Here is a 19854-nt window from a genome sequence, read left to right as displayed (position 1 = left end):
GTTCGCGATGAACAGCTCATACCGAGCGCTGCTGGGTGGAGGGGTCCAGATCGTGGCCGACGGCCTGGATGGCGGCCGTGTTGGCGAGCTCCGTGGCATGTCCCCGGTCGGCCATCTCCTGGATGCACGCGCCGGTCTCACCGAGATTCGCATGAAGGTGACCGCATGCCTGGCTGAGCGTCTCGTTGATCTGGTCCATGGCCATGCCGATGACACCGATGCCCCATGGCGAGCGCGCACCGCCGGCGACGGCTTTCAGCAACGCCTCCGTGTGCCGTCCGAACAGGTCAACCGGGTCTTGCATGCGCTGCCGGGCCCCGGTCAATGACACCTGATCGACTTCCAGTTCGAGTCCCACCCGTTAACCCCCAAACAGCTCAGCCAGAATCATAGATCATTGTCCGATATGCTCCCGAAGCTCCGGAACTTGCTCGGCCCCAGGCCGGTCTAGGCGAGCAGGCTCGTCACGGCCAGGGCGGGCTCGGGATGCCCGCCCTGGACCATATTGAGTGAGACGACCTGAGCATTCCCTTGAGATGGATTCGATGAGACAGCGCTCCACGAAGGCGTCTCAGTCAACCTGGTCCGCCGCAGGTCAGAGCGGCAGTGGATCACATCGGATGAGACAGGACAGAACTTGCAGGGCCCACCACGTGACCGCTCGCGTTCTTCATGGTCTCCACGGACCCGTCCAGGTCGGCGGAGTGGAACAGCACCAACGGGCCGCCCGCCCGCGCCTGCTGGTATGCGCGGAGACCGCCCACCTCGGGCGCGGCTTCACCCTGGGGCTCCGGATTGCTATGTGCCGCATTATGTGCGGTGGGTGCCACCGCCTTGTCCCCTACTGGGCTTGCGGGCAGGGCCGGCCGGATGGGCTTTGAGTGGCGGGGTTCGGCCGCGGCGGCGCGCTTTCAGGTCTTGTTACCGACCGGGTGTCAAAGCTACGATCACGGCAACTCTTAGGAAACTTTCCTAAGAGAAAGCGGGCCCAGGCGCGCGCGACCCATCCCCCCACAGGTTGAGGACCCCCCATGCGCCCCAGACGAAATCCCATCGCCCTGCTCCTCACGCTCTTGCTGTCCGCGGCGGCCGTGCTCCTCACGCCCGCGGCCGCCAGCGCGGCCTCCCCCACCGCGACCTTCGTCAAGACCTCCGAGTGGGGGTCGGCGTTCCAGGGCGCCTACACGATCAACAACGGCGGCGCCACCGCGATCAACGGCTGGTCGGTCGCCTTCGACCTGCCCTCAGGCGCCGCGGTCACCTCCTCCTGGGACGCCGCGATGTCCCGCAACGGCCAGCGGTTCACGTTCACCAACCTGGGCTGGAACGCCACGATCGCGCCGGGCGCCTCGGTCACGTTCGGGTTCATCGCCGCCCCCGGCTCGGCCGTGCCGGCGAACTGCACGCTCAACGGCGCGTCCTGCGGCGGGGTGACCACTCCCGCTGTTCCCGGCAAGCCGGGCACGCCCACCGCGACGGCCGCCGCCTCGTCGATCGCGCTGTCCTGGGCGGCCTCCACCGGCACCGTGACCGGCTACCGGGTGTACGAGGGCGCCACCGTGAAAGCCACGGTCACCGGCACCTCCGCGACGGTCGGCTCGCTGGGCACCTGCGAAAGCCACACCTACACCGTCAAGGCGTACAACGCGCAGGGTGAGTCCCCCGCCGGCGACCCGGTGACCGCCACGACCACCGGGTGCACCGGAGGCGGGCCTCTTCCCAAGCATTTCCTCACCGGCTACTGGCACAACTTCGTCAACCCGGCCGTCGAGCTCAAGCTCAGCGCGGTGCCGGCCGAGTACGACCTGATCGCGATCGCGTTCGCCGAGGCGACCGCCACCGCCGGTCAGCTCGCCTTCCACCTGGACCAGGGGCTGTCGACGGCGGTGGGCGGCTACACCGAGGACCAGTTCAAGGCCGACATCCAGGCCCTGCACGCCCGGGGCAAGAAGGTGATCCTGTCGGTGGGCGGTGAGCTGGGCCGGGTGCAGGTGTCCAGCTCGCAGGCCGCGACGTCGTTCGCCGACAGCGCGTACGCCCTGATGCAGAGCTACGGGTTCGACGGGGTGGACATCGACCTGGAGAACGGGCTGAACCCCACCTACATGGCGGACGCGCTGCGCAAGCTGCGGGCCAAGGCCGGGGCCGACCTGATCATCACGATGGCGCCGCAGACCATCGACATGCAGTCGACCGGGATGGGGTACTTCCAGCTCGCGCTGGCCATCAAGGACATCCTCACGGTGGTCCACACCCAGTTCTACAACTCCGGCGCGATGCTGGGCTGTGACCAGGCCCAGGCTTACGGCCAGGGCAGCGTCAACTTCATGACCGCGCTGGCGTGCATCCAGCTGGAGAACGGGCTGCGTCCCGACCAGGTGGCGCTGGGCCTGCCCGCGGGGCCCGGCGCGGCCGGCGGCGGGGTCGTGGCGCCGTCCCTGGTCAACAACGCCCTGGACTGCCTGGCCAAGCTGGTGAACTGCGGGACCTTCGTCCCGCCGCGCGCCTACCCGGGGATCCGTGGGGCGATGACCTGGTCGATCAACTGGGACGCGGCCAACAACTGGAACTTCTCCCGCACCGTCAAGCCGCACCTGGCCACCCTGCCGTAGCCCCCCGGCCGAGGCACTCGAGGCCGCGCCTGCTGTTGTGCGGGTGCGGCCTCGACACGTGCGCGGGAACGCTGACCGCGTGCGGCGCGGTGGCGGCGGGTCAGCCGGCGGCCGCGCGCGCCTCGGTGTGGTGGACGAGCTCGGCGATGTGGGTGGCGAACTCGGGCCACAGTTGCCGGGGCAGGCTGTGGCCCATGCCGTCGAAGATCACCAGTTTCGCGCCGGGGATGGCCGCGGCGGTGGCGCGCCCGCCGCTGAGGTCGCACATGACGTCGTCCGCGCCGTGCAGCACCAGGGTGGGCACCCGCAGTGTCCGCAGCCGTGCGGTGCGGTCGCCGGAGGCCAGGACCGCGACGGACTGGCGTGCCATGCCCAGGGGGTCGTGGTCGCGGTCGGATCACCTGCACGCCGTGGCCGACCAGTTCGGCGCAGAACCCCTCCGGCCAGTTGATCATCTGTGCGCCGCCGCCCATCATCAGCAGCACGGGCGGCGCGCCGGGATCACCGAAACGCTCATAGGGGGCAACGGCGGGGCCGTTCGGGCCGGGCTGCCGCTTTGCGGTGAAGGCCGGCACCCACAGCCCCGCGGGCGTCGCGGTCCCCGTCGCCTGTACGGCGTGTCAGCGGGCCGGTCTCATGGCTTTCATGCATAATCACAGGCACTTATGGCACGTTTTCGAGTTTGCTCCGCACACCAGGCGCGGAGGGCGTCATGAGGGACCGTGACCCCTTGGTGCTGATGCGCATGCCCGAAGCCGTCACCGAGTTCCTCTCCTCGCTGCGCACCAAGAAGCTCTCCCCCCACACCATCGCCGGGTACGAGCGCGACCTCCACCTCGTCTCCGGGATCGCCGCCAACCTGACCGGCGTACCCCAAGACGACCTGGAGGTACGCCACCTGAACGGGCGCCTGGTGCGTACCGCGTTCGCCGACTTCGCCGAACCCCGCTCACCTGCCAGCGTCAACCGCGCCTGGAGCGCCTGGAACCAGTTCCTCACCTTCTGCGTCGCCGAAGGAATGCTCGAGGGCAACCCGATGGCCGCGGTCCCCCGCCCCAAGCAGCCCCCCAAAGCCCCCAAACCCCTGCTCGGCGACGGCTCGGCGTCCGCCACCCTCCTGGAACGGATCGCCGAGGGCGCCCGCGAGGCCCGCGACCCCTGGGTAGAACGCGACCTGGTCGTCCTTGCGCTGGCCCTGGTCACCGGGATGCGGTCGGCCGAACTGCTGAGCGTGACCCTCGGCTCGATCGGCGGCGCCCCCGGCGACCGCAGGATCCAGGTCCTCGGCAAGGGCGGCAAAACCCGCTCCCTGCCGATCGAACCGCCCATCGAGCACCTCATCGGCGACTACCTGGAAAGCCGCCTGCGCCGGTTCGGGCTCACCACGCTCCCCCGCTCGGCCGCGCTGCTCGTCGACACCAGGAACGAGCCCCTGCGGCGCGGCGGCCTGCAGTACCTGGTGCGCCAGTGCTACCGGTACGCGGGGATCCACGACCAGGTGCAGAAGGGCACGCTCGTGCACGCGCTGCGGCACGAGTTCGCCACCCGGCTCGCCGAGCGCGGCGCCTCCGCGCACGAGCTGATGGAGTTGCTCGGCCACTCCTCGATCGTCACCGGCCAGGCGTACATCGCCTCGACGGCCCGTGAGGTGCGCAGCGCGGCGCGGGGCAATCCGGCGTACGGCGTGCTGGACCGGCTGCGCCCGCGCGGAGGCGACGACGCGACCGGGCCATGAGCCGCCCGGCCGCGCGCCTGGTTGAGGTCAAACCGCCGGCCGTACCCGCGGGGTCTCAGGGGACGATCGCGGTGGCGGTGATCTCCACCAGCTGCCCGGAGTACCCGAGGAAGGACACGCCGAGCAGCGTCGAGGTGTGCGGGCCGTCCGACAGCTCCGACGCCTCCACCACCTCCCACACCCGGATCAGATCCTGGTGCTCGGCCGTCGCGACGTACACGGTGCTCGCGACCACGTGCCGCAGGTCGCTCCCGACCGCGCGCAGGGCCGTGGTCAGGTTGGCGAGCACCTGCCGGGCCTGCGCGACAGGATCCCCCGCCCCCACCAGGTTGCCCTCGGCGTCGATGGGCACCGCGCCCGCCATGAACGCGAGCCTCTCCCCCGCCTCGACGACCGCGGCATGGGCGTAGCCGGGGGGCGAGAGCAGATTCGGCACGGTCGTCCGCTGGACCATCGGTCTCCTCCAGGGTGTGAAGCTCCTACGACCGGCCATCATCGACGGGCCACTCACCCGGTGTCACCTGGTTTTCCCGCCACCACGCGGCTCCACCCACACCTGATCCCGCTCACCGGCCACCACCGGCGGCGCGGAATGTCGGTGGGACCCGGTACGGTCGGCAGGATCATGGCCGAAAGGACTGAGCTGATCGATGCGCCCCGCTGAGCTGAAGCGACTCACCGTCGAGGAGTCCGCCGACCGTTACGTCGAGCTGGTCCGCGCCAAGACCGTGACCGGGGCCCTGTCCCCCGCCACGGCCGAGGTGTACGCGCGCGACGTGGCCACCTTCGTACGGCTGGCCGGCGCCCAGCAGGTGCTCGACGACCTCACCGGTGAGGACGTCGACGCGGTGCTGCTCGCGTTCGCCCGCAAACCCGACGGGCGCCGCTCCTCCCCCGGCGGCGAGTCGCAGAGCCCCTCCTCCCAGTCGCGCTTCCGCAGGTCGGTCTCGGCGTTCTTCAAGTACGCCACCGTGGCGGGCTGGGTCCAGGTCGACCCCATGACGGCCGCCACGGTCACCGCCAAGGAGCGCGGCGGCCTGCGGGCCGAGCGGCGGGCGCTGACCCGCGAGCAGGCCCAGGGGCTCGTCGGGGCCGCCCGGTCGCTCACCGTGGCCGAGCCCGAGGGCGGGCGGCGCGACCAGCGCACCGAGGTCCGTGACGCGCTGATCGTGCTGCTGCTGTCCACGCTCGGCCCGAGGGTGTCCGAGCTGGTGCGGGCCAACGTCGAGGACTTCTACACCAATGACGGCGTGCGCTACTGGCGCATCTTCGGCAAGGGCGGCAAGACCCGCGACGTGCCGCTGCCGAGCGATGTGGCCGAGGTCCTGGACGCCTACCTTTCCGGCAGCCGGCCCGCCACGGCCGAGAAGGCGCTGCTGCTGTCCTGGCGGGGCAGGCGGCTCGCCCGGGGCGACGTGCAGGCGGTGATCGACCGGGTTCAGCGTTGGGTCGATCCCGCGCAGCGGCGTTCGGTGACCCCGCACGGGCTGCGGCACACCACCGCCACCCACCTGCTGGCCGACGCGGTCGACATGGACGCCGTGCGCCGGGTGCTCGGGCACAGCGACCTGTCCACCCTGGGCCGCTACCGCGACGAGCTCCCAGGCGAGCTGGAAGTGGCGATGCGCACCCACCCCCTCCTGCGACGCCCCGCCTCCGGCGAGTAGGTGATTGTGCATGATGGGTGGGTGATTTCATCGATTGCGTCTTTCGCGGTGGTTGCCGGGCTGATGACGATCATCCCCGGGCTCGACACCGCCCTGGTGCTGCGGGCGGCGGTCACCGGCGGAAGACGGCAGGCCTTCGCCACCGCTCTCGGGATCAACACCGGCGTGCTCGTCTGGGGCGCCGCGGCGGCAGTGGGGATCTCCGCCCTGCTCACCGCCTCCGAACTCGCCTACACCCTCCTGCGATACGCCGGCGCCGCGTACATGCTCTGGTACGGAGCCGCCATGCTCTGGCGCGCCCGCCACACCGGCACCGGCTCCGAGCCCACGACCCAGGCGACCACCGAAGGCGGCGCCGCCCGCGCCTGGGCCCGTGGCCTGGCGACCAACCTGCTCAACCCGAAGGTCGGCGTCTTCTACGTCGCCCTGCTCCCCCAGTTCATCCCCGAAGGCGCCCCCCACCTGCTGACAGGCGTCCTGCTCGCGCTGGTGCACAACATCGAGGGCATGGCCTGGTTCACCCTGCTGATCCTCGGCACCGAGCTGGCGCGCGGCCGGCTCGCCGACGCGCGGGTGCGCCGGGCCGTGGACCGGCTCACCGGGGCGGTCCTGATCACCTTCGGCCTGCGCCTGGCCCTGTCCCAGGAGTAGCGCAGGCCGCCGCGCGATCGAGCAGCAACACCCGCTCGCGCTCGTTGCGCGTGAGCGACGCCGCGCGCTCGAACTCCGCGCGGGCCTCCTCCAGCCGCCCCAGCTTGGCCAGCAGATCACCCCGCACGCTCGGCAGCAGGTGGTACCCCTTCAGCGACGGCTCGGAGGTCAGCTCGTCCACCAGCCGCAGCCCCGCCTCGGGCCCGAACGCCATCCCCAGCGCCACCGCGCGGTTCAGCTCCACCACCGGCGAGGGCACCAGCCGGGCCAGCCCCTCGTACAGCGCCGCGATGCGCCCCCAGTCGGTCTCCTCCGGAGTGTGCGCCCGCGCGTGGCAGGCGGCGATCGCGGCCTGCACCTCGTACGGCCCGACCGGACGGCCCAGCGCCTGCGCACGCTCCAGCGCCGCCAGCCCCCGGCGGATGAGAAGCCGATCCCAGCGCGTGCGATCCTGGTCGAGTAGCAGCACCGGCTCTCCCGAGGGGCCGACCCGCGCGGCGGACCTCGACGCCTGGATCTCCAGCAGCGCCACCAGCCCGTGCACCTCGGGCTCCTTCGGCATCAGCCCGGCCAGGATTCGCCCCAGGCGCAGCGCCTCCTCACACAGCGCCGGTCGCATCCAGTCGTCGCCGGCGGTCGCGGTGTACCCCTCGTTGAACACCAGGTAGATGACTTCGAGCACCGACGACAGGCGGTCGGGCAGCTCGGCGGCCTGGGGGACCTCGAAGGGGACGCGCGCCTCGGCGAGCGTGCGCTTGGCCCGTACGATCCGCTGCGCGACGGTCGGCTCCCCGACCAGGAACGCCCGCGCGATCTCCTCGGTCTTCAGCCCCCCGAGCAGCCTCAGCGTGAGGGCGACCCGCGCCTCGGTGGAGAGCACCGGGTGGCACGCGGTGAACACCAGGCGCAGCAGGTCGTCCTCGATGTCTCCGTCCAGGGCGGCGTCCAGGTCGGGCTCGGCGCCCTCTCCCTCGGCCCGCAGCTCGTGGCCCAGCTCTTCGATCTTGCGTTCCAGCCGTTGTTCGCGGCGGATGAGGTCGATGGCGCGGCGCTTGCCGACGGCCATGAGCCAGGCGCCCGGATTGTGTGGGATGCCGGACTCGGGCCACTGCTCCAGCGCGGCGACCAGAGCGTCCTGCGCGAGTTCCTCGGCGAGGCCGACGTCTCGCACGATGCGTGCGAGGCCGGCGATCACTCTGGCCGACTCGATCCGCCAGACCGCGTCGATCGCGCTATGTGCATCGGTGGCCATCACGGCCACCTATCAGAGCATCTCCTCCGGTGAGCTCGCAAGACGCTGCCCGCGAGGTGACCCTCGGATGAGCGGCGACCGTTTGGACGTCCCTTCTTCGTGCGCGGGCGCGGTGGGCGGATGTGGGTTTTCACCTACCCATCGCCTTTACTTTGTAGATTTATAAGTTCGGACGGCCGGGGCCCAGGTCGCGGGGCCGGGTCAGGTGATCGGGGTGGGCATCATCTGGTCGACGAGCGAGGTGGTGTGCTTGGCGTACCGGAACAGCGGGTGGGTCAGCACCTCCTGCAGGAACGCCAGGTCGGTGCAGAGCCCCGCTCCCCTGATGGTGAACTCCTCCAGCGCGCGGTGCGCCCTGGCCAGGGCCTGGTCGCGGGACGGCGCCCAGACCGACACCTTCGCGATCAGCGGGTCGTAGTCGGCCGTGATGCGCAGCCCGGCGGAGGCATGGGTGTCCACGCGCGTGAACGGGCCTCCGGGCGGGACGAACTCCTCGACGAGCCCCGGCGTGGGCAGGAACCCCCGCGCGGGGTCCTCGGCGTTCACCCGGCACTCGATGGCCACGCCCGTGGACACGATGTCGGACTGCCGGTGGGACAGGTGCTGCCCGGCGGCGATGAGCAGCTGCTCGCGTACCAGGTCGATCCCGGTCACCATCTCGGTGATCGGGTGCTCGACCTGCAGCCGGCAGTTGACCTCGATGAAATGGCACGCGCCGCGCTCGTCCAGGACGTACTCGAACGTGCCCGCCCCGGCGTACCCCGCCTGAAGGGCCGCGCGCACGGTGATCTCGCCGAGGTGCTCGATGGTCGCCGCGGGAAGGTTGGGAGGAGGCGTCTCCTCGATCAGCTTCTGCCGGCGGCGCTGCACCGAGCAGTCGCGGGCGCCCAGGTGGACGACGTTGCCGTGGCCGTCCGCGAGGATCTGCACCTCGACGTGCCTGGCCGCGTCCAGGTACTTCTCCACATAGACCCGGGGGTCGCCGAACAGCGCGACCGCCTCGCGGCGGGTGGCGGCGAACGCGCGGGCGAAGTCGCCGGGCTCGTGCACGACGGTCATGGCCCGGCCGCCGCCGCCCGCGGAGGCCTTGATCACGACGGGGTAGCCGACGGCGCCGGCGGTCCGGGCGGCCTCGACCGGGCCGCGGGCGGGGCCCGATCCGCCGGGCAGCACGGGGAGCCCGGCCTCGACGGCGAACTCCCGCGCGGAGACCTTGTCGCCGAGCCGGGCGATCACGTGCGCCGGCGGGCCGATCAGGGTGAGCCCGTGGGCCTCGCAGATCTCGGCGAACTCCGCGTTCTCCGACAGGAAGCCGTAGCCGGGGTGGATGGCGTCGGCCCCGGTCTGCAGGGCGGCGGTGACGATCGCGGCCGGGTTGAGGTAGCTGTGCCTGGGTGCCGCCGGTCCGATCTGGATGGACTCGTCGGCCAGGCGCACCGCCGGGGAGTCGCGGTCCACCGTGGAGTGGGCGACGACCGTGCGGATTCCCATTTCGCGGCACGTCCGAAGCACGCGCAGGGCGATCTCGCCCCGGTTGGCGACCAGAACTGTGGTGAACATCGCGCCAGGCTCCAAGCTCCGAGGAAGAAAGGATCAGTGGCCGTCGCAGGGCACGAGCGCCAGCAGCGGCTCCTCGTACTGGACCGGCGAGCCGTCGGTGGCGACGATCTCGCTGACGCGGCCGGGGTGCTCGGCCTGGACGGCGTTCATGAGTTTCATCGCCTCGATGATGCCCACTTGCTGGCCGGCCTCGACGACGTCTCCGATCTCGACGAACGGCGGGGCGCCGGGCTCCTGTGCACGGTAGAAGGTGCCGACCATGGGCGCGGTGACGAGCACCGTGCCCGCCGTGCCCGCCGTGCCCGGCTCGATGCCGGGCTGGTCGTCGCGCCGCTGGAGCGCGGTGCCGGGCGTGCGGGGCTCCGGGTCGCGCGTCCCTGCAGGCGACCACTCGACCTCGACGGCCAGGGTGGCGGTCGAGACGGTGATCCTGCGCAGGGGCGCGGGGCAGGCCTGGCCGAGCTGGACGGCGTGCCGGGCGACCCAGTCGAGCACCTGCTCGCGCTCGCCGGGGTGTGCGGGTTCGGCTGTCATGCGGTTCCTCCTTCGGCGGCGGCTGTGCCGGGTGCGGTCGTACGAGGTCGCGGGAGCGGTGGCGGTGGCGGTGGCGGTGGCGGTGGCGGGCCCGCGAGGGCTAGGCGCGGGTCCCGAAGCGGCGGAAGCGCAGTTTGCGCTCGGCCACCAGTTGAGCGGGTTCGGTCCGCGCGAGCTCGTACAGCGTTCCGGTGACGGCCTGCCTGACCAGGCGGGCGGTGAGCGAGGGATCGCGGTGCGCGCCGCCGTCTGGTTCGGGGATGACGGCGTCGACGATGCCGTGGCGCAGCAGTTCGCGCGCACCGAGCCGCAGCGCGGCGGCGGCCCGCGGGGCGGCGGTGGCGTCGCGCCACAGGATGGCGGCGCATCCCTCCGGGCTGATCACCGAGTAGACGGCGTCGCCGAGGGCGAGCACCCGGTCGGCCACGCCCAGGGCGAGCGCTCCCCCGCTGCCGCCCTCGCCGGTGACGACGGCGACCACCGGTACGGGGAGGCGGGACATCAGGCGCAGGTTCTCGGCGATGGCGTGGGCCTGGCCGCCCGCCTCGGCCTCGACGCCGGCGTACGCGCCGGGGGTGTCGATGAGGGTGACGATCGGCAGGCCGAGCTTGCCGGCCAGGCGCATGAGCCTGGCGGCCTTGCGGAACCCTGCCGGGGAGCCCATGCCGAAGTCGTGGGCGACGAGCTCGCGGGTGTCGTGACCCTTCTGGTGGCCGATGAGCATGATGGGCACGTCGTCCAGGCGCCCGATGCCGGCCACGATCGCCGGGCAGTCCCCCGAGACGCGGTCGCCGTGCAGTTCGTGGAAGTCCTCCAGCAGGTAGCAGGCGTAGTCCAGGGTGGTGGGGCGTCCGGGGTCGCGGGCCAGGGCGACGGTCTGCCAGGCGTCGCGTTCGGGCAGCTCCTCGGGGCGCAGCACCAGCGGGGGCGCGCTCCCCCGCCAGGCGGCGGGTACGGCCCGGCCGCCGGTGGCCCAGGCGGCGGCCGACAGCAGGTGGGCCAGCAGCGGCCTGAGCTCTGCGCGCCGGCGTACGCCGTCGACCAGTCCTCCGGCGAGCAGGGTCTCGGCGGTCTGGAAGCCTTCGGGCAGTGTCTGCTTGATGGTGCCGGCGATGACCCTGGGCCCGGCGAACCCCATGTGCGCGCCGGCTTCGGCGACGATGACGTCGGCGAGGGTGGCGTAGGAGGCGGCGACGCCCCCGTAGGTGGGGTCGGTGACCAGCGAGACGGTGAGCAGGCCGGCGTCGTCCAGGTCGGCCAGCGCCTGGCTGGTCTTGGCCATCTGCATCAGGGCCAGGGCGCCCTCCTGCATGCGGGCGCCGCCGGAGGCGGTGACGATGGCAAGGGGGGTGCGGGTGGCCAGGGCGTGCTCGGCGGCGGCGGTGACGCGCTCGCCGACGGCGCAGCCGAGGCTGCCGCCCATGAACCCGAAGTCCATGACGGCGGCGACGACCGGGTGGCCGCGGACGGTGGCGGTCCCGCACACGACGGCCTCATCCAGGCCGGTGGCGCGGCGGGTCTGCTCCAGCCGGGTCAGGTAGGGGCGGGTGTCGGTGAACCCGAGCGGGTCGAGCACGGTGGGCGAGGCGCCGAGCGGGCTCATCGAGCCGGGGTCGAGGAGCTGGCGCACCCGTTCTGGGGCGCTGAGCCGGTCGTGGTGCCCGCAGCTGGGGCAGACCCGCAGTTTCCGCTGGTAGTGCTCGCCGTATGTCGGCCCCTCGCAGCCGGGACAGCGGATCCACAGCGAGGAGGAGGGGCCGGCGGTGGTCGCGGTCACGCGACGGCCTTACCGGTGGCCGCGTGGCAGGCGTCTGATCGCATGTGCATTCCTCCTGTGACTCCCGGGGGCGCGCCGGCCGTTGGCGTCGCGCGGCGGGCCTCCTGTCCGGAAACGATCCCTCGGGCCGCTGGTCGATCGGTCGAAGGGCGCTGGAGGCTGTCTGGTCCCGGCGGGGCGGCGGTGGCCGGAGGAGGGGCCGGTGGGGGTGCCCCCCACCACGAACTACCGCCTTTATGTCGAAATTATGTGCTATTTCATATCAAATCGGACGCGGGGTGGGCCGGGTTTACGCGGCCGCACTAGGTAACTCACTATTCGGGAATCCTACGCGAGGTAAAGAATATAGTACTAGACCAGGACTTTTTCGGAGATTTTGTCCTGAGGAGCCATTTTTCCGGAAGTTCCGATAAGCGGGTTCATCTAAATTCGAGAAGTCCACCAGGCGTCGAGGTCACGCCGACGCCGAGCGCCGGTCGGCTTGGACGACGTTGCCGATCATCTGCGGAGATCACATGGAATTCCGGGTTCTGGGTTCGCTGCAAGTCGTCGACGACACCACCGACCTGACACCGAGCGCCGCCAAAGTGCGGGCGGTCCTGGCGATGCTCGTCCTGCGCCACAACCAGATCGTGTCCACCCGCGAGCTGATCGACGAGCTGTGGGGCGAGCGCCCGCCCGCCACCGCGCTGCCCACCTTGCACACCTACGTCTACAAGCTGCGCAAGATGCTCGGCACCACCGGCCCCGCCACGGTCGTCACCAAGCCGTACGGGTACCTGCTGGCGACCTCGCCGGAGACCATCGACGTGTTCCGCTTCGAACGGCTGGTCGCCGACGGCTGGAGCGCGCTGGAGCGCGAGGACCCCGAGCGCGCCACCGAGACCCTCTCCCAGGCCCTGGCCCTGTGGCGGGGGCCCGCCCTGGTCAACCTGGCGGCGGGGGAACTGCTGTCGGCGCAGATCACCCGGCTGGAGGAGAGCCGCCTGCGCGCCCTGCAGCTGCGCCTTACGGCCGACCTGCGGCTGGGCCGCCACCGCGAGCTCATCAGCGAGCTCAAGGAGCTCATCGCCACCTACCCACTCAACGAGGACTTCTACGCCAAGCTCATGACCGCCCTCTACCAGGTGGGGCGGCGCGGCGAGGCGCTGGAGGTGTACCAGAACCTGCGCCAGGTGCTCGTCGGGCAGCTCGGCCTGGAGCCCTCCCCCGCCCTGTGCCGCCTGCAGCAGCGCCTGCTGTCGGCCGACCCCGGCCTGGAACAGCCGGGACTGGAGCAGCGCGACCTCGACCCCGGGCCCGAGACCATGCCCCGGCCCGCCGCGCGGGCGGGCGCGGTCAAGCCCGCGCAGCTTCCCGCCGACATCGCCGACTTCGTCGGGCGCGAGGAGGTGGGCGAGCGGATCGCCGCGGTGCTGTCGCGTCCCGCCGAGTCCGGCACCGCCGTACGGGTGATCTGCGTCAGCGGGATGCCCGGGGTCGGGGAGACGGCCCTGGCCGTCCACGCCGCGCACCGCGCCCGCGGCGGCTTCCCCTCGGGACAGTTCTTCGCCGAGCTGGGCGGCGCGGGCGCCCCTGCCGACCCCGGCGAGGTGCTCGCCGGGTTCCTGCGCGCCGCCGGGGTGCCCCCCGCGGACATCCCCGCGGACCGTGACGAGCGCAGCAAGCTGTTCCGCACCTGGTGCAGCGACCGCCAGGTGCTCATCGTGCTCGACGGCGCGAGCGGCGCCGCGCAGATCCAGCCGCTGCTGCCGGGGTCGGCCGGCTGCGCGGTGATCGTCACCAGCCGGTTCGGGCTGCACGGCTTCGCCGGCGCGCAGATGGTGGAGCTGGACCCGCTCAGCCCCGCCGAAGGCCTGGAGCTGCTGGCCAGGATCATCGGCCAGACCCGGCTGGAGAGCGAGCGCGCGGCGGGCGAGCGCATCGTCCGCCTGTGCGGGCGGCTGCCGCTGGCCCTGCGGTGCGCGGGCTCGCGGCTGGCCGCGAGCCAGGGGCTGACGCTGGCGAAGTTCGCCGAGCGGCTGGAGGACCCGCGCACCCGCCTGTCGGACCTGTCGGTCGCGGACCTGGACGTGCGCACGGCCTTCGCCGGCACCTACGACCGGCTGGGCGAGCCGGAGCGGAGCCTGTTCCGGCTGCTCGGCCTGCTGCAGACGCCGTACGTGACGGTGCGGCAGGCGTGCGCGCTGCTGGGGTGCGAGGTCGACCACGCCGAACGGCTGCTCGCCCGGCTCGCCGACTGTTCGCTGCTGAAGGCCCAGGCGGGGTCGCTCGGCGAGCTGCGGTACGCGATCCACGAGCTGGTCAGGCTGTACGCCAGGGAGTGCCTGGACAGGGAGCTGGACACCTACGGCGAGCCCGTGCCGGAACCGCCCGCGCAGGCCCATGTGCCCGCGCCGAGCTCCTCCGGCAACGGGGCCCCGGCGCCGGGCGGCGTCCTGGGAGACCAGGACGCGCAGGAGCGGTCCTTCTCGCTGCTGATGGCGCCCGCCGAGTGCGTCAACGGGAGCGCGGCCCGCGTGCTCGGCCCGTAGGCCCACGGCGCGGCCCGCCGGGGCTCCGCGGCGGGATCTGGTGGCGCGCTGTGGCGCGGGCTCATCCCGGCACTAGCGCTGCATCAGCGGCAATCCAGACGTTCCGGACACCATGGCGTCTACGGACGAAAGGAGACGTGTGGTGCATCGGACGCTAATCGTGGCGAGGATGGAACCCTCCGAGACGGAGGCGGTTGCCAAGATCTTCGCCGACTCGGACGCGAGCGACCTGCCGCATCTCATCGGGGTGTCGAGGCGCACGCTGTTCCGCTTCCACGACCTGTACTTCCACCTGGTCGAGGCGGACCACGACATCACGCCCAACCTGTACAAGGCGCGCAGCCACCCGCTGTACGGGGAGATCAACCAGCGGCTCAGCGAGCACATCCGGCCCTACGACCCGGGCTGGCGCGAGCCCAAGGACGCCATGGCCGAGCCGTTCTACACCTGGGAGGCGGACGGCCGTGACTGAGAACCGCCTCACCAAGGTCAACGTCGGCGAGGTCGCGCCCAACCGGCGCCGCGGCGGCGACATCCGCGTCCTGCTCAGCCCGAAGACCGTCGGCTCCACCTCCGGCTTCATGGGCGTCGCCTTCCTGCAGCCGGGAGAGCACTTCGTCGAGCACTACCACCCGTACTCCGAGGAGTTCATGTACGTCGTGCGCGGCACGGTCCTCGCGCGCGTCGACGGCGAGCAGGAGATCGTCCTGAACCCCGGCGACGGGCTCATGGTGCCGAAGACCGTCAGGCACCGGATCCAGAACACCGGCGCGGAGGAGGCCTGCATGGTCTTCCACGCCAGCCCTCTGGCCCCGAGGCCCGACCTCGGCCACGTGGACACCGAACCGGCAGCGAACGACGCCGCGGCAGGGAGCCCGCGGTGAACATCGTGGACACCCGTCCGACCACCCGGCGCCGCACCCGGGCGCGAGGTGGCGCGGGGCGCGTATCGCGCACGCGTCACGACCGCCGGGTCGTCATCACCGGGATCGGCGTCACGGCACCCGGCGGCATCGGGGTCGAGTCCTTCTGGGACCTGCTCACCGCCGGGCGCACCGCGACGCGCGCCATCACGCTGTTCGACGCCACCGGGTTCCGGTCCCGGATCGCCGCCGAATGCGACTTCGACCCGAGCGCGCACGGGCTGTCCCCGCAGGAGATCCGCCGCATGGACCGCGCCGCCCAGCTCGGCGTGGTCGCCGCGCGCGAGGCGCTGGCCGACAGCGGGCTGACCACGCAGGACGTGCCGCCCGAACGCCTCGGGGTCACCATCGGCAGCGCGGTCGGCTGCACCATGGGCCTGGAGGAGGAGTACGTCGTCCTCAGCGACGGCGGCAGGAACTGGCTCGTCGACCCGGCCTACGGCGTGCCGCAGCTGTACGGGTACATGGTGCCGAGCACCATCGCCACCGAGATCGCCTGGGCCGGCGGGGCCGAGGGCCCGGTGGCGCTCATCTCCACCGGGTGCACCGCCGGGCTGGACTCGGTCGGCCACGGCTACCAGCTCGTCAAGGAGGGCACGGCCCAGGCCGTGGTCGCCGGAGCCGCCGACGCGCCGATCTCACCGATCACCGTCGCCTGCTTCGACGCCATCAAGGCCACCTCGCCCAGCAACGACGAGCCCGAACACGCCTCACGCCCCTTCGACATGAACCGCAACGGCTTCGTGCTCGGCGAGGGCTCCGCGGTGCTGATCCTGGAGGAGCGCGAGGCCGCGCTCCGGCGCGGCGCGCAGGTGTACGCCGAGATCGTCGGGTTCGCCAGCCGCAGCAACGCCTACCACATGACCGGGCTGAAGCCCGACGGCCGCGAGATGGCCGAGGCCATCGGGGCCGCCATGCGCCAGGCGCGGCTGCGTCCCGAGGACGTCGACTACATCAACGCCCACGGGTCGGGCACCCGGCAGAACGACCGCCACGAGACCGCGGCGTTCAAGAGCGCCCTGGGCGAGCGCGCGTACCGGATACCCGTCAGCTCGATCAAATCCATGATCGGGCACTCGCTCGGCGCGATCGGCTCCATCGAGGTCGCCGCCTGCGCGCTGGCCATCAGGAACAACGTCATCCCCCCGACAGCGAACCTGCACACCGCCGACCCCGAATGCGACCTCGACTACGTGCCGCTCACCGCCAGGGAGCGCGACGTGGAGGTGGTCCTCAGCGTGGGCAGCGGGTTCGGCGGGTTCCAGACGGCCATGCTGCTCGCCCGCGACAGGGGCGGGCTCACCGGCCCGGGAGGTGACCGCCATGACTGAGCGGACCGGCGGGCACGGCGCCCGCCCGGTGGTGACCGGCATCGGCGTCGCGGCGCCCAACGGCCTCGGCACGCAGGCCTACTGGTCGGCCACGCTGGACGGCAAGAGCGGAATCGGCCGGATCACCCGCTTCGACTCCGAGCGCTACCCGGTGCGCGTGGCCGGCGAGGTGTCGGAGTTCGACGACACCGAGCACGTGCCGAGCCGCCTTGCCGTGCAGACCGACCACTGGAGCCACCTCGGCCTCACCGCCGCGGACATGGCACTGCGCGACGCGCGGATCGAACCCGGCGAGCTGCCCGAGTACGAGATGGCCGTCGTCACCGCCAGCTCCTCGGGCGGCACCGAGTTCGGCCAGCGCGAGATCGAGAAGCTGTGGAGCCAGGGCCCGGAGTACGTCGGGGTGTACCAGTCCATCGCCTGGTTCTACGCGGCCACCACCGGCCAGATCTCCATCCGGTACGGCATGCGCGGGCCGTGCGGGGTGGTGTGCACCGAGCAGGCCGGCGGGCTGGACGTGGTCGCGCAGGCCAGGCGGCTGCTCCGCCAGGACGCCACCGTGGTGGTGACCGGCGGCACCGACGCCTCGCTGTGCCCGTACGGGCTGGTCGCGCAGATCTCCACCGGCCTGCTCAGCCCGCGCGACGACCCCGAGCGGGCCTACCTGCCCTTCGACGCCGACGCGTGCGGGTATGTGCCGGGCGAGGGCGGGGCCATGCTCATCGTCGAGAGCCACGACGCGGCCCTGGCCCGGGGCGCCCGGCCCTACGGCGCGATCGCCGGGTACGGCGCGACCTTCGACCCCCGCCCCGTGCAGGGCGAGGAGAGCAGGTCCAACCTGCACCGGGCCATCACGCTGGCCCTCAGGGAGGCCGAGGTGACCCCCGACCAGGTGGACGTGGTGTTCGCCGACGCCCTCGGCGTACCCGAGCGCGACCTGGCCGAGGCGCGGGCGATCTCCGCGGTCTTCGGCCCGTACGGCGTGCCGGTCACCGCGCCCAAGACCATGACCGGGCGGCTGTACGCCGGCGGCGCGGCGCTCGACGTGGCCACCGCGCTGCTCGCCATCCGCGACGGCGTCATCCCGCCGACCGTGGGAGTACGCGCCGCCGCGCCCGCCTACGAGCTGGACCTGGTCCGCAGCGCGGCCAGGGACGGCCCCGTGCGCAGGGCGTTGGTGCTCGCACGCGGCCACGGAGGGTTCAACGCGGCCCTGCTCGTCACGGACGTCTAGCCCACCCCACCTCGCGACAACGGAGAACCGACATGACCACATTCACCCTCGACGACATGAGACGCATCATGGGCGGCTGCGCGGGCGTGCCCGACACCGTCGACCTGGCCGACGACATCGGCGAGATGTCGTTCGTCGACCTCGGCTACGACTCGCTCGCGGTGCTGGAGATGGCCGCGCGCATCCAGCAGCAGCTCGGCGTCCGCATCCCCGACGACGCCGTCGACGAGATGAAGACCCCGCAGGCCGCGGTCGACTACGTCAACCGCCGGCTCGCGGCCTGATACCGGAGGAACGTCATGGCAGGACACGCGGACAACGAGATCATCATCGCCAGTCCCATGGACCTTCTGTGGAACATGACCAACGACGTCGAGTCGTGGCCCACGCTGTTCAGCGAGTACTCCGCCTCGGAGATCCTCGAGCAGCGCGGGCCGACCATCAGGTTCCGGCTCACCATGCACCCGGACGCCGACGGCAACGAGTGGAGCTGGGTGTCGGAGCGCACGCCCGACCCGGCCACAAGGACCGTGCGCGCCCACCGGGTCGAGCCCGGCTGGTTCAAGTACATGAACCTGTTCTGGGAGTACACGCAGGTGCCCGACGCCGTGCGCATGCGCTGGGTCCAGGACTTCGAGATGAAGCCGGACGCGCCGCTCAGCGACAAGCAGATGACCAAGCGGCTCAACGACAACACCGTGATCCAGATGAACCGGATCCGGCAGCTCGTCGAGGAGGCCGCCGACCAGTCCCCCGTGCGCATGTGACCCCTCGCGACACGACCCCCTTCGACGCAAGAAAGTCCGACGGAAAGAAGAGAGTGGGCATGAACGAGAAGGACAGCGTGTACCGCGTCATGGTCAGGATGCGGATCCACCCGGGCATGGAACGGGACTTCGAGAAGACCTGGCGCGAAGTCGCCGCCACCATCGCCCGCCACCCGGCGAACGTCGGCCAGTCGATGGCCAAGAGCCCAGACGAGGACGGCATCTACTACATCGTCAGCGACTGGGAGAGCGAGGAACGGTTCCACGAGTTCGAGCACAGCGCCGAGCACGCCGCCAACCGCATGCGGCTGGACCCCTACCGCGACTCGGCCGGCACCTCGATGACCCCCATGGTGGTGGCCTCGCGGATGGGATCCCAGCCCGGCCCCGGCCGGGTGCGCGTCGCGCTCTACCTGAACGAGCCCGAGAACGACAGGGGCTCGATCGAGAACGCCTACCACCAGATCAGCACGACCCTGGCGGGCAGGACCGGGCTGCGCGGCAACGAGCTGCTGCGCTCGCTGCGCGACCCGCGCCGGTTCGCCGTGCTGAGCGAGTGGGACGACGTCCCCACCTACCGCGAGTGGGAGCGCAGCCCCGAGCACCTGCCGACCACCTCGCCGCTGGCCAGGTACCACGACAAGGGCCTTGGGATCTTCGGCTCCTACGAGGTCGTGGCCGCCTACTGACCGGCCCGCCCGCCTCCCCGGACGGCGCACGCCGTCCGGGGAGGCCGCTCGCGGCCCGGGGAGGTCCCGGCCGGCCGCGGGGACTCCTCCCCCGGCCGCGGGAACTCCCCCCGGCCACCCATCCGGTGCGCACGCGCCGGACCGACGACGGAGGTATCCGATGCCCTACGCGATGATCACTTTCCGCATCAAACCCGGACACGAGGAGGAGCTCACCGAGCTGTTCGGCGGCGCCCCGCCGCTGGAGTCGCCGGTCGTCACCGACGAGGACGGCGAGGAGACCGCCCGGCTGCTCGGGACCGGGGTGTTCGTCAAGGACGACGTGCTGGTGCGGCTGGTGCACTACGAGGGCGACTTCGCCGGCATCGCCCGGCACCTCGCCGGCCAGCGGCACGTCCACATCATCGAGGACAAGATCGTGCCGTTCCTGGCCGACGCGCGCGACACCGCCACCTCCGAGGGGTTCGCCGCGTTCTTCCGCAACTCGATGATGCGGTGCGTCACGCAGTCGTCCAGCGAGACCCACCCCACCCGGCTGTGACACCGGCCACGCAAGGCGGACCCGGCGGCGGGCCGGCGCTCGCCGCC

20 protein-coding genes are annotated in these 19854 nt (G+C 71.8%); 13 read left to right on the top strand and 7 right to left on the bottom strand.

Annotation, left to right across the window (positions count from 1 at the left end; all coding sequences use genetic code 11):
• Positions 1-16: 16 nt before the first annotated feature.
• On the bottom strand, positions 17-358 hold the full coding sequence (locus tag ACOZ38_RS19110) for a hypothetical protein (protein ID WP_424532316.1): 342 nt from the start codon (positions 356-358) through the stop codon (positions 17-19).
• A gap of 673 nt (positions 359-1031) precedes the next feature.
• Between ACOZ38_RS19110 and ACOZ38_RS19105 the strand changes: the two genes are divergently transcribed.
• Positions 1032-2612 carry a chitinase gene (locus tag ACOZ38_RS19105; RefSeq protein WP_424532315.1) on the top strand — a complete coding sequence of 527 codons (1581 nt, stop codon included), beginning with the start codon at positions 1032-1034 and terminating at the stop codon, positions 2610-2612.
• Positions 2613-2712: 100 nt separating this feature from the next.
• Here the strand turns inward: ACOZ38_RS19105 and ACOZ38_RS19100 are convergent, their stop codons facing one another.
• On the bottom strand, positions 2713-2982 hold the full coding sequence (locus tag ACOZ38_RS19100; protein ID WP_424532313.1) for an alpha/beta fold hydrolase: 270 nt from the start codon (positions 2980-2982) through the stop codon (positions 2713-2715).
• Between the two features lie 342 nt (positions 2983-3324).
• Between ACOZ38_RS19100 and ACOZ38_RS19095 the strand changes: the two genes are divergently transcribed.
• The gene (locus ACOZ38_RS19095; protein WP_424532312.1) at positions 3325-4347 is read left to right on the top strand and encodes a tyrosine-type recombinase/integrase; all 1023 of its coding nucleotides are present in this window, start codon (positions 3325-3327) and stop codon (positions 4345-4347) included.
• A 55-nt stretch (positions 4348-4402) separates the two neighbouring features.
• On the opposite strand, the gene ACOZ38_RS19090 is transcribed toward ACOZ38_RS19095, so the two are convergent.
• Positions 4403-4801, bottom strand: a complete 399-nt coding sequence (locus tag ACOZ38_RS19090) for a RidA family protein (RefSeq protein WP_424532310.1) — start codon at positions 4799-4801, stop codon at positions 4403-4405.
• Between the two features lie 196 nt (positions 4802-4997).
• Here ACOZ38_RS19090 and ACOZ38_RS19085 point away from each other — a divergent pair, with 196 nt between their 5' ends.
• Positions 4998-6014 carry a tyrosine-type recombinase/integrase gene (locus tag ACOZ38_RS19085; protein WP_424532308.1) on the top strand — a complete coding sequence of 339 codons (1017 nt, stop codon included), beginning with the start codon at positions 4998-5000 and terminating at the stop codon, positions 6012-6014.
• A gap of 63 nt (positions 6015-6077) precedes the next feature.
• Positions 6078-6665: a LysE family translocator gene (locus ACOZ38_RS19080; protein ID WP_424532307.1), complete on the top strand. Its 588-nt coding sequence runs from the start codon at positions 6078-6080 to the stop codon at positions 6663-6665.
• Here the strand turns inward: ACOZ38_RS19080 and ACOZ38_RS19075 are convergent.
• From ACOZ38_RS19075 to ACOZ38_RS19060, 4 genes are all read right to left on the bottom strand, one after another.
• Positions 6628-7917 carry an RNA polymerase sigma factor gene (locus tag ACOZ38_RS19075; protein ID WP_424532305.1) on the bottom strand — a complete coding sequence of 430 codons (1290 nt, stop codon included), beginning with the start codon at positions 7915-7917 and terminating at the stop codon, positions 6628-6630. The two genes, ACOZ38_RS19080 and ACOZ38_RS19075, sit on opposite strands and share 38 nt — an antisense overlap.
• Positions 7918-8118: 201 nt before the next feature.
• A complete protein-coding gene (locus ACOZ38_RS19070) occupies positions 8119-9477 on the bottom strand; it encodes an acetyl-CoA carboxylase biotin carboxylase subunit (RefSeq protein ID WP_424532303.1) in 1359 nt (452 codons plus the stop codon).
• A gap of 33 nt (positions 9478-9510) precedes the next feature.
• Positions 9511-10011 carry an acetyl-CoA carboxylase biotin carboxyl carrier protein gene (locus tag ACOZ38_RS19065; protein ID WP_424532301.1) on the bottom strand — a complete coding sequence of 167 codons (501 nt, stop codon included), beginning with the start codon at positions 10009-10011 and terminating at the stop codon, positions 9511-9513.
• Between the two features lie 100 nt (positions 10012-10111).
• Entirely contained in the window at positions 10112-11788 is a 1677-nt protein-coding gene (locus ACOZ38_RS19060; protein ID WP_424532300.1) for an acetyl-CoA carboxylase carboxyltransferase subunit alpha, read from the bottom strand.
• 515 nt (positions 11789-12303) lie between these two features.
• On the opposite strand from ACOZ38_RS19060, the gene ACOZ38_RS19055 reads away from it, so the two are divergent.
• The 9 genes from ACOZ38_RS19055 (at position 12304) to ACOZ38_RS19015 (ending at position 19807) form a co-directional block, all read left to right on the top strand.
• Positions 12304-14322: an AfsR/SARP family transcriptional regulator gene (locus tag ACOZ38_RS19055; protein WP_424532298.1), complete on the top strand. Its 2019-nt coding sequence runs from the start codon at positions 12304-12306 to the stop codon at positions 14320-14322.
• 142 nt (positions 14323-14464) lie between these two features.
• Positions 14465-14794 carry a TcmI family type II polyketide cyclase gene (locus tag ACOZ38_RS19050; protein ID WP_363916365.1) on the top strand — a complete coding sequence of 110 codons (330 nt, stop codon included), beginning with the start codon at positions 14465-14467 and terminating at the stop codon, positions 14792-14794.
• A complete protein-coding gene (locus ACOZ38_RS19045) occupies positions 14787-15206 on the top strand; it encodes a cupin domain-containing protein (RefSeq protein WP_424532295.1) in 420 nt (139 codons plus the stop codon). Before ACOZ38_RS19050 ends, ACOZ38_RS19045 begins: the two co-directional genes overlap by 8 nt.
• Positions 15203-16576 (top strand): beta-ketoacyl-[acyl-carrier-protein] synthase family protein, encoded by a 1374-nt coding sequence (locus tag ACOZ38_RS19040; protein WP_424532294.1) that lies wholly within the window; start codon positions 15203-15205, stop codon positions 16574-16576. The genes ACOZ38_RS19045 and ACOZ38_RS19040 overlap by 4 nt, the downstream gene beginning before the upstream one ends.
• The gene (locus ACOZ38_RS19035) at positions 16569-17810 is read left to right on the top strand and encodes a ketosynthase chain-length factor (RefSeq protein ID WP_405149357.1); all 1242 of its coding nucleotides are present in this window, start codon (positions 16569-16571) and stop codon (positions 17808-17810) included. Before ACOZ38_RS19040 ends, ACOZ38_RS19035 begins: the two co-directional genes overlap by 8 nt.
• A 32-nt stretch (positions 17811-17842) precedes the next feature.
• Positions 17843-18094: an acyl carrier protein gene (locus ACOZ38_RS19030; protein ID WP_405149359.1), complete on the top strand. Its 252-nt coding sequence runs from the start codon at positions 17843-17845 to the stop codon at positions 18092-18094.
• Positions 18095-18109: 15 nt separating this feature from the next.
• Positions 18110-18577: an SRPBCC family protein gene (locus ACOZ38_RS19025; RefSeq protein ID WP_405149360.1), complete on the top strand. Its 468-nt coding sequence runs from the start codon at positions 18110-18112 to the stop codon at positions 18575-18577.
• A 59-nt stretch (positions 18578-18636) separates the two neighbouring features.
• Entirely contained in the window at positions 18637-19266 is a 630-nt protein-coding gene (locus ACOZ38_RS19020) for an antibiotic biosynthesis monooxygenase family protein (protein ID WP_424532291.1), read from the top strand.
• A 160-nt stretch (positions 19267-19426) separates the two neighbouring features.
• The gene (locus ACOZ38_RS19015) at positions 19427-19807 is read left to right on the top strand and encodes a SchA/CurD-like domain-containing protein (protein ID WP_424532289.1); all 381 of its coding nucleotides are present in this window, start codon (positions 19427-19429) and stop codon (positions 19805-19807) included.
• Positions 19808-19854: the final 47 nt, after the last annotated feature.

The sequence above is a fragment of the Sphaerisporangium viridialbum genome (assembly GCF_049674955.1).
Taxonomy (GTDB): domain Bacteria; phylum Actinomycetota; class Actinomycetes; order Streptosporangiales; family Streptosporangiaceae; genus Sphaerisporangium; species Sphaerisporangium viridialbum.
This window is presented reverse-complemented; position numbering and strand designations above follow the sequence as displayed.

Excerpts from the sequence above, each read along its gene's own strand:
- ACOZ38_RS19105 (WP_424532315.1), top strand. The coding sequence starts at position 1,032 with ATGCGCCCCAGACGAAATCCCATCGCCCTGCTCCTCACGCTCTTGCTG.
- ACOZ38_RS19090 (WP_424532310.1), bottom strand. The coding sequence starts at position 4,801 with ATGGTCCAGCGGACGACCGTGCCGAATCTGCTCTCGCCCCCCGGCTAC.
- ACOZ38_RS19085 (WP_424532308.1), top strand. The coding sequence starts at position 4,998 with ATGCGCCCCGCTGAGCTGAAGCGACTCACCGTCGAGGAGTCCGCCGAC.
- ACOZ38_RS19025 (WP_405149360.1), top strand. The coding sequence starts at position 18,110 with ATGGCAGGACACGCGGACAACGAGATCATCATCGCCAGTCCCATGGAC.
- ACOZ38_RS19070 (WP_424532303.1), bottom strand. The coding sequence starts at position 9,477 with ATGTTCACCACAGTTCTGGTCGCCAACCGGGGCGAGATCGCCCTGCGC.
- ACOZ38_RS19055 (WP_424532298.1), top strand. The coding sequence starts at position 12,304 with ATGGAATTCCGGGTTCTGGGTTCGCTGCAAGTCGTCGACGACACCACC.
- ACOZ38_RS19015 (WP_424532289.1), top strand. The coding sequence starts at position 19,427 with ATGCCCTACGCGATGATCACTTTCCGCATCAAACCCGGACACGAGGAG.
- ACOZ38_RS19075 (WP_424532305.1), bottom strand. The coding sequence starts at position 7,917 with ATGGCCACCGATGCACATAGCGCGATCGACGCGGTCTGGCGGATCGAG.
- ACOZ38_RS19100 (WP_424532313.1), bottom strand. The coding sequence starts at position 2,982 with ATGGCACGCCAGTCCGTCGCGGTCCTGGCCTCCGGCGACCGCACCGCA.
- ACOZ38_RS19095 (WP_424532312.1), top strand. The coding sequence starts at position 3,325 with ATGAGGGACCGTGACCCCTTGGTGCTGATGCGCATGCCCGAAGCCGTC.
- ACOZ38_RS19020 (WP_424532291.1), top strand. The coding sequence starts at position 18,637 with ATGAACGAGAAGGACAGCGTGTACCGCGTCATGGTCAGGATGCGGATC.
- ACOZ38_RS19065 (WP_424532301.1), bottom strand. The coding sequence starts at position 10,011 with ATGACAGCCGAACCCGCACACCCCGGCGAGCGCGAGCAGGTGCTCGAC.
- ACOZ38_RS19035 (WP_405149357.1), top strand. The coding sequence starts at position 16,569 with ATGACTGAGCGGACCGGCGGGCACGGCGCCCGCCCGGTGGTGACCGGC.
- ACOZ38_RS19030 (WP_405149359.1), top strand. The coding sequence starts at position 17,843 with ATGACCACATTCACCCTCGACGACATGAGACGCATCATGGGCGGCTGC.
- ACOZ38_RS19080 (WP_424532307.1), top strand. The coding sequence starts at position 6,078 with ATGACGATCATCCCCGGGCTCGACACCGCCCTGGTGCTGCGGGCGGCG.